This window comes from Paraburkholderia sp. CI3 (assembly GCF_050436505.1).
GTDB classification, from domain to species: domain Bacteria; phylum Pseudomonadota; class Gammaproteobacteria; order Burkholderiales; family Burkholderiaceae; genus Paraburkholderia; species Paraburkholderia tuberum.
The window spans coordinates 668,604-687,333 of record NZ_JBNDMI010000003.1 but is presented as its reverse complement, the minus strand read 5'-3'; the positions used below and the strand labels follow the sequence as shown (position 1 = coordinate 687,333).

The window sequence follows — 18,730 nt, the reverse complement described above, 5'->3', positions numbered from 1 at the left end:
AAAGCCACCGGTCCTTCAACCAGTGGCCTTTGAAACACGTCGCCGAGGCTAAACGTCGACGGCGTTAAACCTTCGCCACACGCCCGTACGTATCCTCGAACCGCACGATGTCATCCTCGCCGAGATACGCGCCCGACTGCACCTCGATCAACTCGAGCGGAATCTTGCCGGGGTTCAGCAGCCGGTGCGTGACGCCGAGCGGAATGTAGGTCGACTGATTTTCGGTCAGCATGATTTCCTTGTCGCCGTTCGTCACGAGCGCGGTGCCCTTCACGACGATCCAGTGCTCCGCGCGATGATGATGCATCTGCAGACTCAGCTGCGCGCCCGGATTGACGACGATGCGTTTGACCTGAAAGCGCTCGCCGCTATCGATGCCTTCATACGACCCCCACGGCCGCACCACGCGACGATGCGTGACCGACTCGTGACGCCCCATCGCATTGAGCTGCGCGACGATCTTCTTCACGTCCTGCGCCTGATCCCGATGCGCGACCAGCACCGCGTCCGCGGTCTCGACGATCACGACGTTCTCGAGCCCGATCGCCGCCACGAGCCGATGCTCGGCGCGAATGTACGAGTTGCTGACCGCCTCGGTCAGCACGTCGCCGATCAGCGCGTTGTTCTGCGCATCTCGCTCGGCGATGTCGGCGAGCGCGGTCCACGAACCGATGTCGTTCCAGCCAAGATCGGCGACCGCGACGACGGCCGCGCGCTGGGTCTTCTCCATCACCGCGTGGTCGACGGAAATGTTCGGGCAGGCGGCGAACGCCTCGGCATCGAGACGCACGAAATCATGATCCTGCTGCGCGCTTTGCAGCGACAGCTCGGCCTGACGCGCGATCTCCGGCTCGTAGCGGCGCAACTCGTCCATATAGGTCGACGCCTTCAGCATGAACATGCCGCTATTCCAGTAGTAGCGGCCCTCATCGATAAAGCGCTGAGCGGTCGCTGCATCGGGCTTCTCGACGAACGAGTCGACCGCGAACGTCTGCGTGCCGTCGATCAGCGCCGCGCCCGCGCGGATGTAACCGTAGCCGGTCTGCGGCTCGGTCGGCGCGATGCCGAACGTGACCAGACGCCCGTCCTTCGCGATCTGCGCCGCCGCTTCGACTGCCTTGACGAAGGCGGCCTCGCCCGCGATCACATGATCGGACGGCAGCACGAGCAGCAACGCGTCGGGGGTGTCGCGCAATGCAAGCAGCGCGGCCACGGCAATGGCCGGCGCCGTGTTGCGGCTTGCCGGTTCCAGCACGATGCTTGCCGACCCGACGTCGACCTGGCGCAGTTGCTCGGCGACGAGAAAACGCTGCTCGTTGTTCGTGACGACGATCGGCGCGGTCACACCATCGATGCCGCGCAGCCGCAACGCGGTTTGCTGGACGAGCGTGTGTTCGCCGGTCAGTGCCAGGTACTGCTTCGGATATCCGCCGCGCGACATCGGCCACAGTCGCGTGCCGCTGCCGCCGCAAAGAATTACGGGATGGATGTGCATATTTCAGGTCCTTGTTTGTGTCTTATCAATCGACTGCATCGTGCATCTGCCTCTTGCTTGCGTCGTACGTTGCGGGCCGTCGCTTTTTCCGCGTCACTTATTCCTGCCCGCCCACTCCAACCGCACCGACTCGAGCTCGCGCGGCAAGCGCGCCGAAAGCGGCGCCCGGCGCGGCAACTCGACAAAGCCGAGACGCCGGTACAGCGCGTATGCGCGCTTGTTGCTGACCAGCACGTCGAGTACGAGCTGTTGTCGATCGGGTTCGCCATGCGCCGCGCGAGTCTGCGAATTCAACTCACCGGCGCGCATCGCATCCGCAAACAGCGTGCTGAACACACCCGTGCCGCGCAGGCGCTCGTGCGTCGCGCAGTGGGCGATCAGTGTCTGCGACGACGTCGGTGCCGACAATTCGCTTTCGAGCACGAGGCCGCGCAATAGCATGCGAACCGTGCGGCGCAGGCCGAAGAACAACATCAGCATCAGTGCGACGTGCGGATCGTCGAACCATGTGTGTCGTCCGTCATGCAGCGCAAGCACTGCGACCGGCTGGTCGTCTTCCGTCGCGGCCACACGGTGGCGTCGATACGAAAAGCGTCCGAGCTTCGATGCAAACGCAAATGCCAGAAATTCGATGCACGCATCGGCCGGCTCGCCGAGAAAGAAGCCGAATTCGCGCACACCCGATGCGAAGATCAGCGGCGCGCATGCTTCAGCATCGCCGGCGCGCGCGGCGCGAAAGCGCAACGCAACCGGTTCTTGTTCGCGATCTGGCCAAACCTCGCGCGCGGGATCTTCGGCATACATGACAGGCAGCCCCCGTATTTGATTGGTTTGCGGTGTGGTTAGCGAGCGATGCGCCTGAGCGCGACGATCGTGCGGCTGATCTGTTCGGGTTCATGCGTCGAGCAGATGAAAAAGCGCAGGCGCGCCGCCTTTTCCTCGACGGCCGGATAGAAGATCGGCTGCACGTTGATGCCTTCGGCGAACATCGCGTTCGCCCATTGCGCGGCCTTCAGCGTGCTGCCGGAAATGATCGGCACGACTGCATACCCCGCGCTCTTGCCGGTATCGAGACCGGCGGCACGCGCCTCGTCGATGAACTGCCGCCCGCGTGCGCGCAAGCGCGCGACCCGCTCGGGTTCGGCGATCAGACGCTCGAGCGCCGCGAGCGACGCCGCCGCCAACGCAGGCGCGAGCCCCACGCTATACAGGAAGCCCGGCGCGAGGTGCCGCAGGATATCGATCAACGCCTGCGTGCCCGCGATAAACCCGCCGCAACCGGCGAGCGTTTTGCTGAGCGTTCCCATCCAGATATCGACGTCGCCGCTCGCCACGCCGCAATGCTCGCGCACGCCCTGGCCGCGCTCACCGAGCACGCCGAGCGAATGTGCCTCGTCGACCATCAGGAACGCCGCATGACGGCGCTTGATGTCGACGAATTGCGCGAGATCGGGAATGTCGCCGTCCATGCTGTACAGGCCTTCGATCGCGATCAGCACGCGCCGGTAGTCGTGCCGCACGCGCGCGAGCAGTGCGTCGAGCGCCTGCCAGTCGTTGTGCGGAAAGCTTAGCCGTTTGGCGCCGCTCAATTGCGCGCCCTGCACGATGCTGTTATGGGCGAGCGAGTCGTGCACGATCAGGTCGCCGGGACCGAACAGCGAGCCGATCACGGTCACATTGGTCGCGTGGCCGCTGACGAACACGACGCAATCGTCGACCTCGTAGAACGACGCGAGCGCCGTTTCGAGTTCGCGCTGCACGGGCCGTTCGCCCGCCACCATGCGGCTCGCGGACGCCGACGTGCCATAGCGGTCGATCGCCTCTTTCGACCGCGCACATACGTGCCGATCGCCGGCGAGGCCGAGATAGTTGTAGTTCGCGTAGTTCAGATACTCGGCGCCGCCGATGCGCGTCGTCGCGCCGGCCACGCCCTCATGCACGCGAAAGAACGGCGAGCGCACCTGCAGCTTGTCGCCCATCTGCCGCAGTATCTCGACCTGCTGATAACCCGGCATGCTTTCGAAGCTGCACAGCTCTGCGCGCGCGGCGTCCTGCGCGGCGCGAGTGCCGTTCGCCGCGAGCCGCGCGCCTGGCTCGCGCGCCTCGTCGGACACGCGCTCCAGCTGCCTCATCAACGCCTTCGCGGCGAGTTGCTGGCGAAGGTGATCACCCAGTCCCATAGTGTTTCGCTAATCCTGTACGTTCAGCTCGCGAATTCCGCCCATTCCCACGCGTCGCGATCCGCGAGCAGCGCGGCGACGAGCCGGTAGTTCATTTCGTGACTCGGCCGCAACGCGCTCACGCGGCCCAGCAATGGCGCGCCGGCCATCGCCATGTCGCCGACCAGATCGAGCACGCGGTGCCGCACGAACTCGTCGGGCACGCGCATGCCGCCGAGCACCCGATTGCCGACGATCGCCGCCGTGCACGACAGGCGCGCGCCGCGCAGAATCGGCGTGCCGCGCACGTAGCCCGCCGCGATCGCCGGGATCGCCCACTTGACGCGTCCATACGAGCGCGACGGCGCGATCTCGCTGGCAAAGCTCGCCGGCGTCAGCGCGCCGCGCCAGCGCAATTCGCCGAAGCCCTTCAGATCGTTGCGCACACTCAATTCATAGGCGGCTGCCGGTTCGATCGACATGCTGCGTTCGTCGCGCGTGCCCACGCCGTCGGCAATCTTCACGGGCCGCAGCACGCGAATGAAGCGCTTCGCATGCGGCAGCTCGATGCGTCCGCACGCGCGAATCTCGTCGAGCCAAGGTTGCGCGCTGCCGTCGAGAATCGGTACTTCCTCCGCATCGAGCTCGATCGTCGCGCGATCGATTTCGCACGCTAGCAGCGAAGCCAGCAGATGCTCGACCGTGCGTACGCGCACGCCATCGGCCGATTCGAGCATCGTGCACAGCGGCTGCCCGCGCCGCAACGCGGGACTCACCGCGAATTCGGCCAGCACGCGACCCTGCCGCATGCGCCTGAACACGATGCCGCGCGGACTGTTCGCCGTGCCCGGCAGGATCCGCACGTTCACGCGCCGGCCCGTGTGCAAGCCGTGACCGCTCACCGTCAGCACGCGTGCGAGCGTCCCCTCCCGATCACTCCAGCCCGCGGGCGCGCGCATTAGACGGGCTCCATCGCGCTCGACTGAGCGGACAGCGCATCCGCCACGTCGGCCAGCGCGTTGGCACCCACATCGAGCGCATGTTGCGCGGCAACTGCCGCGACCTGCGCCGCCATCTGCGCGGCGGCGCCGTTTGGCTCGGCAGCCTCGTCCTGCGTCTGGATCGACTCGACGATCCGTTGCGCGAGCGAATGCACGGTCGCGCCCTCGGCCATCGTCATGATCGACAGCTTGACCTCGAAGCGCTCTTCGACGGCCATGCCGAGTTCCATGCCCATCAGCGAATCCATGCCCATGTCGAGAATCGAGCGGCCGGTTTCGATCTTCTCCGGCGACATGTGCAGAATGCGCGCGATCTGCGCCTGCAGCGTCTCCTCGACCAATCGCTGCGCATCGTCGAACGCCATCGCCGCGATCTGCTCGCGCATCTGCACGCTGCCCTGAGGCGCCGGTTCGTGACTACCGCGCGTCTGCAGCTCGGTATAGCGATGCGCGCGCGCCGCCGGCATGCCGAACGCAAGGGCGTGCCAATCGAGCCGCACCACCGCCTCGCACGCCCGCATCGCGACGAGTGCGCGTTCGAGCGCGGCCATCGCTTCGGCCGAGCTGATCGACACACCGCCGATCCGCGCCTGCAGCGCTTCGCGTGTTTCCGCGTTGCGCGCGAGGAAGCCGACGTCATCGAGCGGGCCCCATGCCATGCAGGTGCCCGGCAAACCGGCCGCGCGCCGCTGCGCGATCAGCGCTTCGAGGAAGCTGTTCGCCGCGACGTAGCTCGATTGCCCCGGATTGCCGAGGAAGGTCGTCGCCGACGAATAGACCACGAAGAAATCGAGCGGCAGCTCACGCGTCGCGCGATGCAGGTTCCACGCGCCCGCCACCTTCGGCGCGAGCACGGCGGCAAAGCGCTCGTCGTCGAGATTGCGCACGAGACCGTCGTCGATCACCATCGCCGAATGCAGCACGCCCTTCAACGGTGTGCCGCGTTGCGCGAGGTCGGCAAGCAACGCATCGAGCGCGGCCGCGTCGGTCACGTCGCAGGCGACCGTGCGCACTTCGGTGCCGTTGCTTGCGCGCCAGCGTGCGGTTTCTTCGGCCAGTTCGGGCGCGAGCGTGCCGGAGCGGCTCGCGAGCACCAGATGACGCGCGCCGCGCGACATCATCCAGCGAGCGGTCGCAAAGCCAAGCCCGCCCGTGCCGCCGACAACCAGATACGCGGCCGCCGGATCGAGTCGCAGCGTCGCACTGGCTTGCGCCGAACGCGCGGGGCTCGGCGTGCCGGCCGGATACGTGACCAGAATTTTGCCGATCTGCCGCGCCTGCTGCATATGGCGGAACGCTTCCTCGACGCGCTCGGCCGGGAACGCGCGATACGGCAGCGGATGCAGCACACCGTCCGCGAACAGCCGCATCACGTCTTCGAACAGACGCGCGGTCAGCCCCGGCAACGCGCTCATCAACTGGTCCGCATCGATGCCGAAATAGCTGATGTTGTTACGGAACGGCCGCAAGCCGATGCGGCTGTTTTCATAGAAATCGCGCTTGCCGAGTTCGAGGAAACGACCGAACGGACGCAGCGTATCGATGCTGCGCACCATCGCTTCGCCGGCCAGCGAATTGAGCACGATGTCGATGCCGGCGCCTTGCGTGCGCTCGCGGATTTGATCGGCGAATGCGAGGCTGCGCGAATCGAACACATGATCGGCGCCGAGCAGACGCACGAACTCGCGCTTCTCGCGGCTGCCCGCGGTCGCGAACACTTCCGCGCCGAGATGCCGCGCGAGCTGGATCGCCGCGATCCCGACGCCGCCCGCCGCGCCGTGCACGAGCACCCGTTCGCCACGGCGCAGACGCGCGAGCTCGCACAGCGCGTAGTACGCGGTGAAGAACGTCGTCGGCACGGTCGCCGCTTCCTCGAACGTCAGACGCGCGGGCTTGTGCGCAATCGCTTCCGCTTTCGTGCGCACTCGGCTCGCGAACGACGCCGGCGCGAAGCCGAGCACCGCATCGCCCGCCGCGAAACGCTGCACGTCGCGGCCGACGCGTACGACGCGCCCGGACAGCTCCATGCCGACCGTCGCGCCCGCGAAACCGTTTTCGACAGCCTCGTCGGACAGCAGGCCCATTGCGTACATCACGTCGCGGAAATTGAGGCCCGTCGCGGCCGGTTCGATCTCGACCTCATCCGCAGCGAGCTCGCTCTGCGGCAGCGGGAACCATTCGAGGTTGCGCAACGAACCCGGCGACGCGAAACCGAGCACCGCCGCTTCATTGCGCGCACGCAGCGGCTCGGCCACGATGTCGCGCAGCGCCGCGTTCGGGGTGGGCAGCATACGCGTCACGTAGCGGCCGCGCGGCGTCAACAGCACTTCTTCCTCGCCGTCGGACGCAAGCAGTTCGCGCGCGAGCAACGCGCCCGCGTCGGCTTGCGTCGCGCACACATCGATCAGACGGCACGATAGTTCGGGATGCTCGTTGGCCAGCACGCGCACGAGCCCCCACAGCGCGCCCTGCTCGGGACGCAGAGACGCGGCATCCACGAACGGCGTCGCGACCGGTGCGCCGCCACGCGTGACGACCCACAGTTGCGGGCGCATTTCGTTCGACGCCACCGCGAGGTCGCGCACGAGCTGTGCGAGCGCGAGCGTGGTCTGCCGCTGCGCGTGCATCACTTCGGCGCCGTCGGCGTCGGCGGACAACGGCTGATCGGGCGCAACGAACACCAAGTGATGCGCGATGTGCTGCCCACCCCCGGCCGGCGCGGCCAGCTTGCTCATATCGTGACGCAATGCCTGAAGTGTCGTGCTCGACGTCGTGTGGCCGGCGGCTCGCAGCGCTGTGCTCAGCGTGTCGTCGATCGCGTCGGACGTCGCGTACAGCAACGACCAATGCGCAGGCGACGTGCTCGCCTGAGTCGCGCCCGCCGCATCGTTCCCAGCCACTTCAAGCGGCGCCCGCGCTACCAGCAGCGTTGGCGCGCCTTCGAGGTCGAGCCCGTGCTCCGTATGGCGCGCGACCTGTTCGAAGCCAGCCTGTTCGAGCAGTTGCGTCAGCGCCTGCGGCGACAGCCACGCCGCGCGCCGCGCGTTGGCATGCGCGGCGTCCGCGTCGAGATCGAACACCAGATCCGCGAAACGGCTGTTGCGCGGTTCCGCGATCACGACCAGCGCGCCCGGCGCGAGCCAGCCGCGCAACGCGGCGAGCAGCGCGCGCGGCTCGCTTTGCCCGGCGAGCACGTGACTCGCGACCACGAGGTCGTAGTGCTCGCCCGCGTCGACGCCAACGAGGCGCGGCGCATCGCCGAATTCGACAGTCGCGATATGGAGCGACGGATGCTCAGTCGTGTCGAAGCCGCTCAACTGTTCACGCGTACCCGCGATCGTGTAATCGCAACGCGAGACCGGCACGTGGATCGCGAGCGGTTGCAGCACGTCGGTAAGCGGCGAATCGAGTTCGAGCACGCGCAGCCGGCGCGGCTCGCTCCAGCTTTCGATCGCGCGATCCAGACACGCACCGGTCAGCGCATTGGCGTGCGTCCACGTCGGCGACGCTTCGAAGAAATGCTCGACGAGGCTGCTGCGCGACGGCGGCAGAATCTGCGCGCCACTCAATTCGCCGCGCAGCACGGCAGGCAACGCCGCGCCGCAATGCGCGAGCAGCGTCAGTTCCGCCACATGCGCGGGCGATTGCGCGAGCAGCTCGCGCCACAGCTCGTCGATGGCGGGCAGGTTCGCGCAGGCGTCGTCGTCGCGCACGAGACGTGTACCTTCGCGACGCGCGAGGCCATCTTCGACGACGATCTGCACGAGTCGCGCGAGCAACGCCGGATGCGCGCAATCAGGGAGCGCCGGCTGCGCGAACACGTCGAGCGCGTCGAGCGCCTGCAACGCGTACGCGCCGGCAAGCACGTCGAGCAGCGGCAGCATCTCGGTCAGATGCGTGTGCCGGCGCGCTTCGTCTTCCTGCACGGCGAGCGCGCTCGTCGCATCGGCCAGCAACGCGGCGGCGGTGGTCAACGCGTGCGCGTTGACATCGGCGGCAAGCGGCTTCGCTTCGACGATATACGTATAGCGTCCAGGCGCCTGCTGGCGCCGGCTCAGCAGATCGACGCGACGGAACCGGCAGGCGCTCAGACGCGCGACGACCGCGCCCTGCGCGTCGGCGAATTCGAACGATGCAACGACCGAATGCGGGCTGCGCCGCTCGATGCGCGCGAGCACATAGCAAATCGCGTCGCCGCGCAGATAGTCGATGCGGCCCAGTTGTACCGGCACATAAGCCGCATGCTCGATCTCGCCATGGCGCGGCGAAGCGAGCAGCGCAAACAGCGGATGAAAGCCGCTGTCCATCAGCGCGGGATGCAATGCGTAGGCGTTCGCGGCGTCAGCGGACTGCGCGAGCACCGCGGGCATGTCGACTTCGGCAAGCGCCATGTCGGCGTTTGCGTCGACGTGGACCGCGCGCACCCAACGGAACGCGGGCCCGTAGTTCAGGCCGATCGCGGCGGTGTTCGCGTACAGCGTGTCGCCCGACATCGCAGGCTGCGCGAGCAGGCTCGTCAGATCGAAAAGCGGCAGGTTGGCCGCCGCGTCGCGGAGCGCGCAACCGCTCGCGAGCAAACGGCCGGTCACGTTCAGCGACCATGCTTCGTCCGACATGCGATCGCGCGTTTCGATCGTGAAATTCGCGGTCCGCACGTCGATGGTGAAGCGGAACAGCTTCGAATGCTGCGGCTGGAATACGACAGGCAAACGGATTTCGACGTTCTCGACCGCGCAGCTCGCGGTGCCGAAATGCACGCGCGCGGCGGCCAGTGCCATCTCGACGTAGCCGGCGCCCGGAAACGCCGCGCCACCATCGACGACGTGGTCGGCCAGCATCGGCAGCCCCGCCGGGTCGAGCTGGTTTTCCCACGCGAGCGCATGCTCGTGGAGACGATAGCCGAGCAGCGGATGCTCGCGGCGGCGGTACACGAGGTTGTAGGCCTCGGCGGTCGGGCCGAGCCAATGGCGTTCGTGCTGCCACGGATACGACGGCAGCGCGACACGCTGGCTCAACAACGCACGCGGCGCGAAACGATCGACGTCGACGCTCGCGCCGTTTGCGATCATCGCGTGCAGCGCGTGATGCAGCGTCTCCGCGTTGTCGTGATTGCGCTTGAGCGTCGGCAGCGAGCGGCCCGCGATGCGCGCGTCGTCGAGCGTTTGCGTCACATAGGTGCGCAGAATCGAATGCGGGCCGATTTCGAGGAACAGACGCACGCCGTTCTGCGCGATGCGCGCGATCGCGTCGCCAAAGCGCACCGACTCGCGGATATTGCGCCACCAGTAGCGCGCGTCGAGTTCGGTGCCCGCCAGTTCGTCGCCCGTCACCGTCGATACGAAGCCGCGCGTGGTCTCACCCGGCGCGAGGTCTGCGAGACCCACGAGGACGTCCAGCTCGATCGGGTCCATCTGACAGCTGTGGAATGCGTAGTCGAGGTCGAGCATCTGGAAGAAACGACCGCTCGCCTTGACGGCCGCTTCGAGCGTTTGCAGCGCGTCGAGCGGACCGGCGAGCGTGACCGCCTGCGGACTATTGACGCCAGCAACTTCCACCGTCGCGTCGAGATCGTGTTGCGCGATCAACGCGCGGATCGCCGCTTCGCCGAGACCGGCGGCCGCCATGCGGCCGGTGCCGCGCGTTTTCGCCTGCGCGCGGCTGCGGATCTTGATGACGCGCACGGCCTGCGCGAGCGTCAATGCCCCCGATGCCCACGCCGCCGCGACTTCGCCGACGCTGTGGCCGACGCACACGTCAGATGTGACGCCACGCGCTTCGAGCACGCGCACCACACCGACCTGGATCGCGAACAGCAGCGGCTGCGAATGCTCGGTGGCCGCGAGAGTCTCGGCACTCACGCCTTCGCGCAACATGTCGAGCAGCGAGGCGCTGCCGTCGGCGCGCCACAATGCGTCGATCTCTTCGAGCGCGGCGCTGAACACCGGCTCCTGTTGGAGCAACTGCTTGCCCATGCCGGCCCACTGCGAACCGTTGCCGGAGAACACCAGCGCGAGACGACCATCGTCGGCCGGTGCTTCGCCTTTCACTAGCGCCATGCCCGCGTGCTCTTGCACCGACGTGGCCAGCTCGACGAGTGCCGCGCGCGCTTCGGCGAGCGTCGACGGTGCGACGATCGCGCGATGCTTGAGCCATTGCCGGCGATGCGCCGCATTCGCAGCCAACAGATTCCACGACGCGCCTTGATCGAGCGATGCCAGATAGCGCGCCGCGAGGTTCGGCAATGCGGCCGCGGCGCGCGTCGAGAGCACGAGCGGCGTGAGCGACGCGGCTGCGTCGCCGGCTTCGTGGCGCGGCGTTTTGGTGACGCTAGAAACCGGCGCCTCGCGCAGCACGACGTGCGCATTCGTGCCGCCGAAACCGAACGAGTTGACGCCGACTACGAGCGGCGCGTCGGCGCCATCGGGCGATTCGAGCGGCGTCAGACGATCGACGACACGCAGCCGGCCGCCGACGAAATCGATCGCCGGATTCGGCGTTTCGAAATGCAGCGTCTTCGGCACCGCGCGGTGCTTCAGGCACAGGATCGCCTTGATCAGTCCGGCCATGCCCGACGCCGTTTCGAGGTGACCGACGTTGGTCTTCACCGAACCGATCAGCAGCGGCCGATCGACGGGGCGCCCCGCCGACGCGACGCTCATCAACGCGCGCGCCTCGATCGGATCGCCGACGGCAGTACCGGTACCATGCGCCTCTACATAAGCGAGCGAGCGCGGATCGACGCCCGCGCGTTGATAGACCGTGCGCAGCAGCGCGGCCTGAGTTGCCGCGCCCGGAACGCTGATGCCGCCCTGCGAGTAGCCGTCCGAGTTCACGCCCGTACCCGCGATGACGGCATGAATCGTGTCGCCGTCGGCGAGCGCGCGCTCCAGCGTTTTCAGCATCACGAGCGCGCCGCCTTCCGAGCGGACGTAGCCGTCGCCGGTCGCGTCGAACGCACGGCAGCGGCCGCGCGGCGACAGCATCGACGCCTTCGAGAACGTCACGAAGCCGAACGGATGCAGCAGCAGATTGACGCCGCCCGCGAGCGCCACTTCGGCGTCGCCTGCCTGCAGCGCCTGACACGCCTGGTGCAACGCGACCAGCGACGACGAGCACGCGGTATCGACCGATACGCTCGGCCCGCGCAGGTCGAACAGATACGACAGACGGTTCGACGCGATGCTGAGCGTGTTGCCGGTCGCCGAATACGGGTCGACCGCGTTCAGGTCGTCGACGAAACGATTGCCGTAGTCCGGGCTCGCGACACCGACATAGACCGCGCAGTTGCTGCCTTCCATGTCGCGCGGACGCACGCCCGCGTCCTCGAAGGTTTCCCATGCGAGTTCGAGCAACAGACGCTGCTGCGGGTCCATCTGCTGCGCTTCGCGCGGAGAGATGCCGAAGAACGACGCGTCGAAACCGGCGACGTCGTCGAGCACGCCGGCGGAGAACGTATAGCTCTTGCCCGCTTCGCGCTTCGACGGATGCTGGTAAAACTCCGTGCCGAAGCGATCGGCCGGCACTTGCGTGACCGCGTCTTTTTCGTCACGAAGCAACGCCCAGAAATCTTCCGGGTTCTCAACATGGCCGGGAAAGCGGCAGGCCATCCCCACAATCGCAATCTGTTTCGTCATTGTTCTTCTGTTGGGTGCAGCGTACGCGTCGGCGTCTCACGCGATACGGCCGGCGCGAGCGCTTCTACGAGGGCGACGCCAAGTTGCGCGGCGTAAAGATCTGTTCGGATGGCAGGCGCATCACCATAGTTGCGCCAGATGAAGTAGTTGCTGTGTGCGGGTTCGTTGTCGAATTGCGCGTACACGTGCGAAAGCGCCGGCACGTGATCGCCATAAAAACACAGCACCGTGTCGCGGCGCCGCGCGCGCAGCGCGGCGAGCAGGCGGCCGAGCATCGCATCGGCGTTTGACAGATGCCGCAGATAAGCGGTCAGGTCGTGCCATTGCTCGTCGTCGCCGAACGAATGGAAAGCGGCGGCCTCGCCCGGTCGAACCGTTTCCAGATGCAGCGGGCCGTGATTTTCCATCGTCATCGAGAAGATGAACGCGGGCTTCTCGCGCGGTTCGTCGAGCGCTTCGATGATCGCGTCCGCGACCGCCATATCGGCGACGTACGGGCCAGCGCGCGGCGCGTCGGCGAATGCCTTGATGTCGATGAAGCGGTCGATCTGCAGATGTTTGAAGGCCCGCTCGCGACCGAAGAAGTCGGCGTAATACGGGTGAATCGCGAGGGTCTGATAACCGCCTTGCTTGAACCACGACGCGAGCGATGCGCACGCGCGCCGCACGAACGCATACGGATAGAAACGCGCGTAGCCTAGCTGCGTCTGGTCGATGCCGGTCAGGACCGCGAACTCGGTGCGCATCGTATTCGCGCCCCACGCGGGCACCGTCAGCTCGCCATGCTGGATCGACTCGCGGCGTGCGCTGTCGAAGTGGCTGAGGATGGACCGATCGATCAACGCGGAAAGACGCCGTGCGTCGAAGAACGACTCGCTCTGGATCAGGATCACGTCGGGAGCCGATTGCGGCGCACCGCTCGCGAAAGGACCGGTGACCAGTGCATCGCGCAATTGCCGCGACGTGGCAGGCTTCATGCCGTTCAGCAGATAGGCGACGAGGACGGCGAAGAAGCCGTGACGCTTTTGATCGTCGACGGCGCTTAGCTTGAGCGGCAAGCGTGCGGCGCAGAGGCAGGCTGCTGCGAGGCACGCGCACGCAGCGATCAGAAGCGCACCGATTGGCCTTTGCGCAAGCGGCTTATCCGCGATGAAGCCCCCGACCACCACGACGATGCCGACGACGATCGCCGCCACCGTGCGCACGCTGAGAAACGGCAAATACAGACGCGGATGCGCAAAAAGCTGACTGAAGAGGCTCAGGTCGGTGAATACAAAAGGCTCCTGCAACGACGCGTATTTAGCATTGCTCACGCCGGCAAGCAGCGCGACCAGCGCGATCGCAACGAAAGCCGAGAACCTCACGCGCCCCGTGACCAGCAACATGCACAAACAGATGAACGCGATAGCGGCGACGTGCAACGCCAACGCAAGCGGCGAGCGACGCAACGACGCACGCGGCAGCGCGATCGCTTCAGGCAGAAGCGCGAGGCCGGCTGCCGCCGCGAAATTGAGCACGAGCGTCGCGTCCATTCAACGCTCCTCGCGCGGCAGATAGGACAGGCCACCGAGAATCGCATCGGCGAGAACCGCGGGCAGCAACGGCAGAAGACGCATACCGAAAGCGAGCAAGCTGGGAAAAGCGATTTCCGCGCGGCCGTTTTTCAGCTTGCGCTGGACGTGCTGCGCGGCTTTGTCCGCCGACCAGAGGAACGGTTTGTCGCCGGGGAACACATCGCTCATCGCGGTCTTCACGAAACCCGGCAGCACGATCGATATGCGGATGCCGTCGCGCGACAGGATCGGACGCACCGAGTCGCCGTAGGCTTTGATCGCCGACTTGCTCGCGCAATAGGCCGGCGAAATCGCCATGCCGCGCAGTGCCGCGAGCGAACTTATCAGCGCGATCTGACCTTTTCCGCGTGGACGCATGCGGGTGACGACAGGCAGAACCGCATGCATCGCGCCGTAGAAATTGGTGTCGACGATCGCGGCCGTGCGTTCGAGTTCTTCCCAGTCCTGGGCCGATGCGAGCGTGCTGGCTGCGCCTGCGTTGGCGATTAGTAGATCAATGGGCTGAGCGTCGTCGAAACGGTGCAGCCAAGTTTGCATCGCCTGGGCGTTGCGCACGTCGATCTGGCCGGTTTGCACCGTTGCACCTTTTGCGCGGCACGCTTGCGCCGATGCTTCGAGGCGCTCGGCGTCGCGGCCTATCAGGCCGAGCACTACGCCCGGCGCCGAGTAAGCCAGCGCGAGCGCGCGGCCGAGCCCCGCGCTCGCGCCGGTAATGACGATGTGGCGCGGGGCGGCGTTACGCATGCGCGCCCGCCTCGAGGCGTTGCACCGCGCCGGCTGTGGCCATCGCAATGCCGGTGCGAGTGTAGAAGTCTCCGTTGATCTGGGTGTGGTGGACGACGTAGTCGAGGAAGGCTTGGTACAGATTCATGTCCGGCGGCTCGCCGTGCTGCCAGAAGTCGTCGAGCGAACCCTGCCAGGTCAGGCCCGGCATGCCGTAGATCGCCGTGCCCAACGCGATCAACGGGCGACGGTGATGCAGCGCAGACAAACCGACCGTGCTGTTCACGACGACAGCGCCGCGTGCGTGATCGAGCAGCGTCGGCAGATGGCCTCCGTCGATGAAACGCATGCGCTCGACGATGCCAAGCTCGCGCGCGAGTTGCTCAGCGTGACGGCGGTAGTCGATCAGGCCGGTGTCGAGCGGATGGTTCTTGATCACGAGCCAACAGTCGGCCGGCGCTTGACGCGCGAACGAAGTCAGTACTTTTGCGATAGCTTCGCGCACGCTGTCGAACGGCGAATGGACGACGATCTGCGCGTCCGAATTCAGTTGCAGCGGGAAGATGTAATACGCGCGACCGGCTTCGAGTAGATCGTGAGTGACTTTGTCGGAATCTTGATGATGTTTGCGTTGGCGCAATGCTCGCGCGGCCAGTCCCGAGTATTCGAAGAAACCGTTTCTCGGACGATGGCTGCGGTAGTGCGGAAAGCGCACCGCGAATAGCGTGTTGGCGCTGCGATAACGGATGTCGTGAAATGCGCGCTCGTAAAGGTTATAGCCGGTGGGATGACCGACGGGGCTCGGCGGCGTGAAACGGCGTTGATCGAGATACCAGGCTGGATCGCGCGGTAATTGCGAGCGGCCGTTTACGCCGTGTTTTTCCAGCGTCAGCCAATGCGGGCGAACGTAGCCTTCTTCGAAGACGTGGACGCGCAGGCCGTGGGTTTTTGCGATTGGGTGTACCGGGCGATGTATTTCGCGACAGTCACCGAACATTAGTACGTCGGTAAAGCTGCTGGCGTTCACCTTATTGGAATACCAATCGGATAATTCGCCTGGCTGTCCGCGAAAATTCCATGCATCACTATTGCAAGCGTATGACAGATCACCGCCGCAGAAATTAACCCGACGTACGGCGTGGCCGCGCTCGCGCAGTGCTGTGGCAAGTCGGCTAAAGAACGGAGAAGCCGTGCCTTGCAGGGCGAGGAAGGAGCGGTGCATGTTAGTACGTCTAATGGCAGGTCGAGCATTACCGATAGAACACATAGACATACATGCGTCCTCGGCCCCCGGCGACCTTGGTATCGTTTGAATTGTGCGACTGGTCTTAAGCAACGAGCGAAGAATACAACATTACGAGACGAAAAATAACTCGCAACAAGAAAAATTAGGAAATTTGTTCAGGGACACCAAGTTGGATGACGCAAGCCAGACCGACTGGACATAATCGGGCGCCCTTGCTCCACTGGGTGCGCGTACGTTGCCATTTGCCGTGTAAGAAAATTCCGCGCCTGACCTGCGCATGTAACACCGGCAAAAACATCGCGTAAAAGATTCGTATTGGCCCATGTAAAACGTTTGCGCTGTCCAAATCACAAGGATTTCGTTGGCGCCCAAATACGCTGCGCGGGAACTGAAAGAACTATTCAAAGTTGGATAAGACGTTGGAAAATGCATCTAGCAACATCGCGGCACTGTCGCCTTCGGGGAAAAGAAAGGCCCCACTGTACGGAAAGATGCATTACCGCTTACAATCGCCGTTGCTGTTGCATCTAGTAACATCTAGTAAGGCTGCGCATCGGATACCAAAAGGACGGCAGACGGAAGCGAAGCGTCAACGCACGTAACGTTTGAACGCGGAAGCGGCAAAACAGCTGGCTCAAGTTTTTAAGATACCGAAGAACCACCATGCAGAACGGGGAATATTGTGAAGAAACACCGTTGTGAGAGTGTTGACCATGCCGCTTTCGGCAATGCGGACGACTCAAGCGCGGCAACGCGAGCCAATGCAGTGCAACTCGACGAACATGAACCGGCCCAGCGTCGGTTCATGCAATTGGCTTCAACGGCGTCGGCCGGCTTTGTGCAGCCTCCGGTCAACCACGGCAACATTGATAGCGCTGACTGCGTGCTCGGCTTTGCGGTCGTGAAAAAAACACCTTGGCACTTCGGCGGTATCTACGCTCAGGAAGACGACGCGAAGCGTGTCGCCAGGAGTCTCGGCGTCGGATACGAGGTGCACTACGGTTACCATCGATTCAATCCAGACGACTTGTTCTACTAAGCAAAGGTGCATCCCCCCACGCCGCTACTGGTCACTAACCGGAATTCCAACAACAGCGTAACGAGCTGCTGAGGTAATCCCACAATAGCGATAGAAAGCCAGCATTGTTTTTTGATCAGAAGCGTCGTGTTTTTAGAGGGCGGAGCATGCAACATTACGCGATGAAACAATAGGTGCAAAAAGAAAAATGAGAAAAGTGACGCAAGGATCGCTGGGACGATGGCACAGCGCATCGCTGCTCGCTATAATCAGTCGCCGTTAACGTTGTTTGCTTAGGCTATCGCCTTGGCGGCGCCGGGCAAAGACCGGCCCGTTTTAGCGCGCCTAACTGCGACGAGGGTTGCATCTACGGTGCAAGAAGGCGCGTTACCCAGTTCTAAATGTTTCCACGAAATTACCGCGGAATTTTGCCGTAAAATTTTTGCTCTTCCCTTCGATCCGCGACTTGAGCCCTAAGGGATTTGAAGAGCTATTCAGTTTGGACAGGACGAGTTGGAAAACGTATCCAGTAGGGAAGCGGCACTGCCGCTATCGGGGAAGAAAGGCTTGGTCGAGCGCATCAAAGGCGTCAACCGGCTCTTTGCATTGACAGTGGTCGTACCCACCACTATCGCTGTCCTATACTTCGGGCTTATTGCTTCCGACGTATACGTTTCGGAATCGCGCTTCGTAGTGCGTAGCCCTCAGCGACAAAGTCAAACCAGTGTCGTGGGCGCACTCCTGCAGGGGACTGGCTTCTCGCGCGCGCAGGACGATACCTATTCGGTGATCGACTACGTCCAGTCAAGGGACGCGCTCGAAGAGCTGAATCGCGGCAACTACATTGTGGATGCATACGGCAATCACGGCGACTTCATTAGCCATTTCTGGCGCGGCTTCGACGACAGCTTCGAAGCGTTGTGGAAATACTACGACAAGCACATTGTCTCTGTTGATTTCGACTCAACTTCGGCGATCACGACCCTCCAGGTCCGCGCCTATACAGCCAAGGACGCGGAGAAAATCAACGCGACACTGCTATCGATGAGCGAGCGACTAATCAATCGCATGAACGTGCGCGGGGCGCTCGATACCGTGGAGTTGACCCAGCGTCAGGTTGATGCGGCCGCGACGAAAGCAAAGGATGCAGCTGCCGCCCTGGCGACGTATCGGAACTCGTATACGGTCTTCGATCCAGACAAGCAATCGGCACTCCAACTGCAGCAAGTCACCAGTTTGCAGGCGCAGATGTTCTCGGCACAGACGCAGTTGATCCAGTTGCAGTCAATCGCCCCTCAAAATCCGCAAATCCCAACGCTGAAGACCAACATCGACACGCTTGAAAGGCAAATTCGAGAAGCAACGGGCGGCGTGACAGGCGGCGAAGGGTCGCTGTCAGGCAAAGCCGCCGCGTATGCACGCCTGCAGCTCGACGCTCAATTCGCGGACAAACAACTGGCATCGGCAATGACGGCGCTAGAGAATGCCCAGGCGGAGGCGCAGCGCAAACAGCTTTATTTGGAGCGGCTTGTTCAGCCCAACACACCGGATGTCGCGATTGAGCCGAAACGACTAAAGTCGATCTTTGAGGTCTTCGCACTGGGGATGATTGTTTGGGGCGTATTGAGCCTGCTAGTCGCCGGCATGCGCGAACACCACGACTAACGGGGTTGACCGTAAAGCACGATACGACCTGCGTCGGTCGCTTCAGAACCAGTGCCGGGTCGTGGCCGCACTATTGATGCGGGAAATCCCGACGCACTTTGGCCGACGACCAAGGCCGCGCCTTTCGGCGCGCTCCTCAAACCGCACTATGACGTAGCGTACATGATGACATCCGACCTAATTCTGCTGCTCGTCGGGCTCTTGCTAGCGCGTGA

General features: G+C 64.3%; 10 protein-coding genes. 2 read left to right on the top strand and 8 right to left on the bottom strand.

The genetic code is table 11. The features are described from left to right. Positions 1-64: 64 nt before the first annotated feature. The 8 genes from OKW29_RS11905 to OKW29_RS11870 all read right to left on the bottom strand — a co-directional run bounded on the left by OKW29_RS11905 (position 65) and on the right by OKW29_RS11870 (position 15,808). A complete protein-coding gene (locus OKW29_RS11905; protein WP_429291176.1) occupies positions 65-1,495 on the bottom strand; it encodes a mannose-1-phosphate guanylyltransferase/mannose-6-phosphate isomerase in 1,431 nt (476 codons plus the stop codon). Positions 1,496-1,588: 93 nt separating this feature from the next. Beyond that, entirely contained in the window at positions 1,589-2,299 is a 711-nt protein-coding gene (locus tag OKW29_RS11900; RefSeq protein ID WP_429291175.1) for a GNAT family N-acetyltransferase, read from the bottom strand. A gap of 38 nt (positions 2,300-2,337) precedes the next feature. Further along, entirely contained in the window at positions 2,338-3,675 is a 1,338-nt protein-coding gene (locus tag OKW29_RS11895) for an aminotransferase class I/II-fold pyridoxal phosphate-dependent enzyme (protein WP_429291174.1), read from the bottom strand. A 23-nt stretch (positions 3,676-3,698) separates the two neighbouring features. Then, positions 3,699-4,613, bottom strand: coding sequence for a UDP-3-O-acyl N-acetylglycosamine deacetylase (locus OKW29_RS11890; RefSeq protein WP_429291173.1), 915 nt, complete (start codon positions 4,611-4,613; stop codon positions 3,699-3,701). Further along, positions 4,613-12,289, bottom strand: a complete 7,677-nt coding sequence (locus tag OKW29_RS11885; protein ID WP_429291172.1) for an SDR family NAD(P)-dependent oxidoreductase — start codon at positions 12,287-12,289, stop codon at positions 4,613-4,615. The genes OKW29_RS11890 and OKW29_RS11885 overlap by 1 nt, the downstream gene beginning before the upstream one ends. Beyond that, on the bottom strand, positions 12,286-13,821 hold the full coding sequence (locus OKW29_RS11880; RefSeq protein ID WP_429291171.1) for an LTA synthase family protein: 1,536 nt from the start codon (positions 13,819-13,821) through the stop codon (positions 12,286-12,288). The genes OKW29_RS11885 and OKW29_RS11880 overlap by 4 nt, the downstream gene beginning before the upstream one ends. Further along, positions 13,822-14,607 (bottom strand): SDR family NAD(P)-dependent oxidoreductase, encoded by a 786-nt coding sequence (locus OKW29_RS11875; RefSeq protein ID WP_429291170.1) that lies wholly within the window; start codon positions 14,605-14,607, stop codon positions 13,822-13,824. After that, positions 14,600-15,808 (bottom strand): capsule biosynthesis protein, encoded by a 1,209-nt coding sequence (locus OKW29_RS11870; RefSeq protein ID WP_429291169.1) that lies wholly within the window; start codon positions 15,806-15,808, stop codon positions 14,600-14,602. Before OKW29_RS11870 ends, OKW29_RS11875 begins: the two co-directional genes overlap by 8 nt. A gap of 706 nt (positions 15,809-16,514) precedes the next feature. On the opposite strand from OKW29_RS11870, the gene OKW29_RS11865 reads away from it, so the two are divergent. Together OKW29_RS11865 and OKW29_RS11860 are read left to right on the top strand one after the other, a co-directional pair. Then, the gene (locus OKW29_RS11865) at positions 16,515-16,871 is read left to right on the top strand and encodes a hypothetical protein (protein ID WP_429291168.1); all 357 of its coding nucleotides are present in this window, start codon (positions 16,515-16,517) and stop codon (positions 16,869-16,871) included. Positions 16,872-17,363: 492 nt separating this feature from the next. After that, positions 17,364-18,515, top strand: a complete 1,152-nt coding sequence (locus OKW29_RS11860) for a hypothetical protein (RefSeq protein WP_429291167.1) — start codon at positions 17,364-17,366, stop codon at positions 18,513-18,515. Positions 18,516-18,730: the final 215 nt, after the last annotated feature.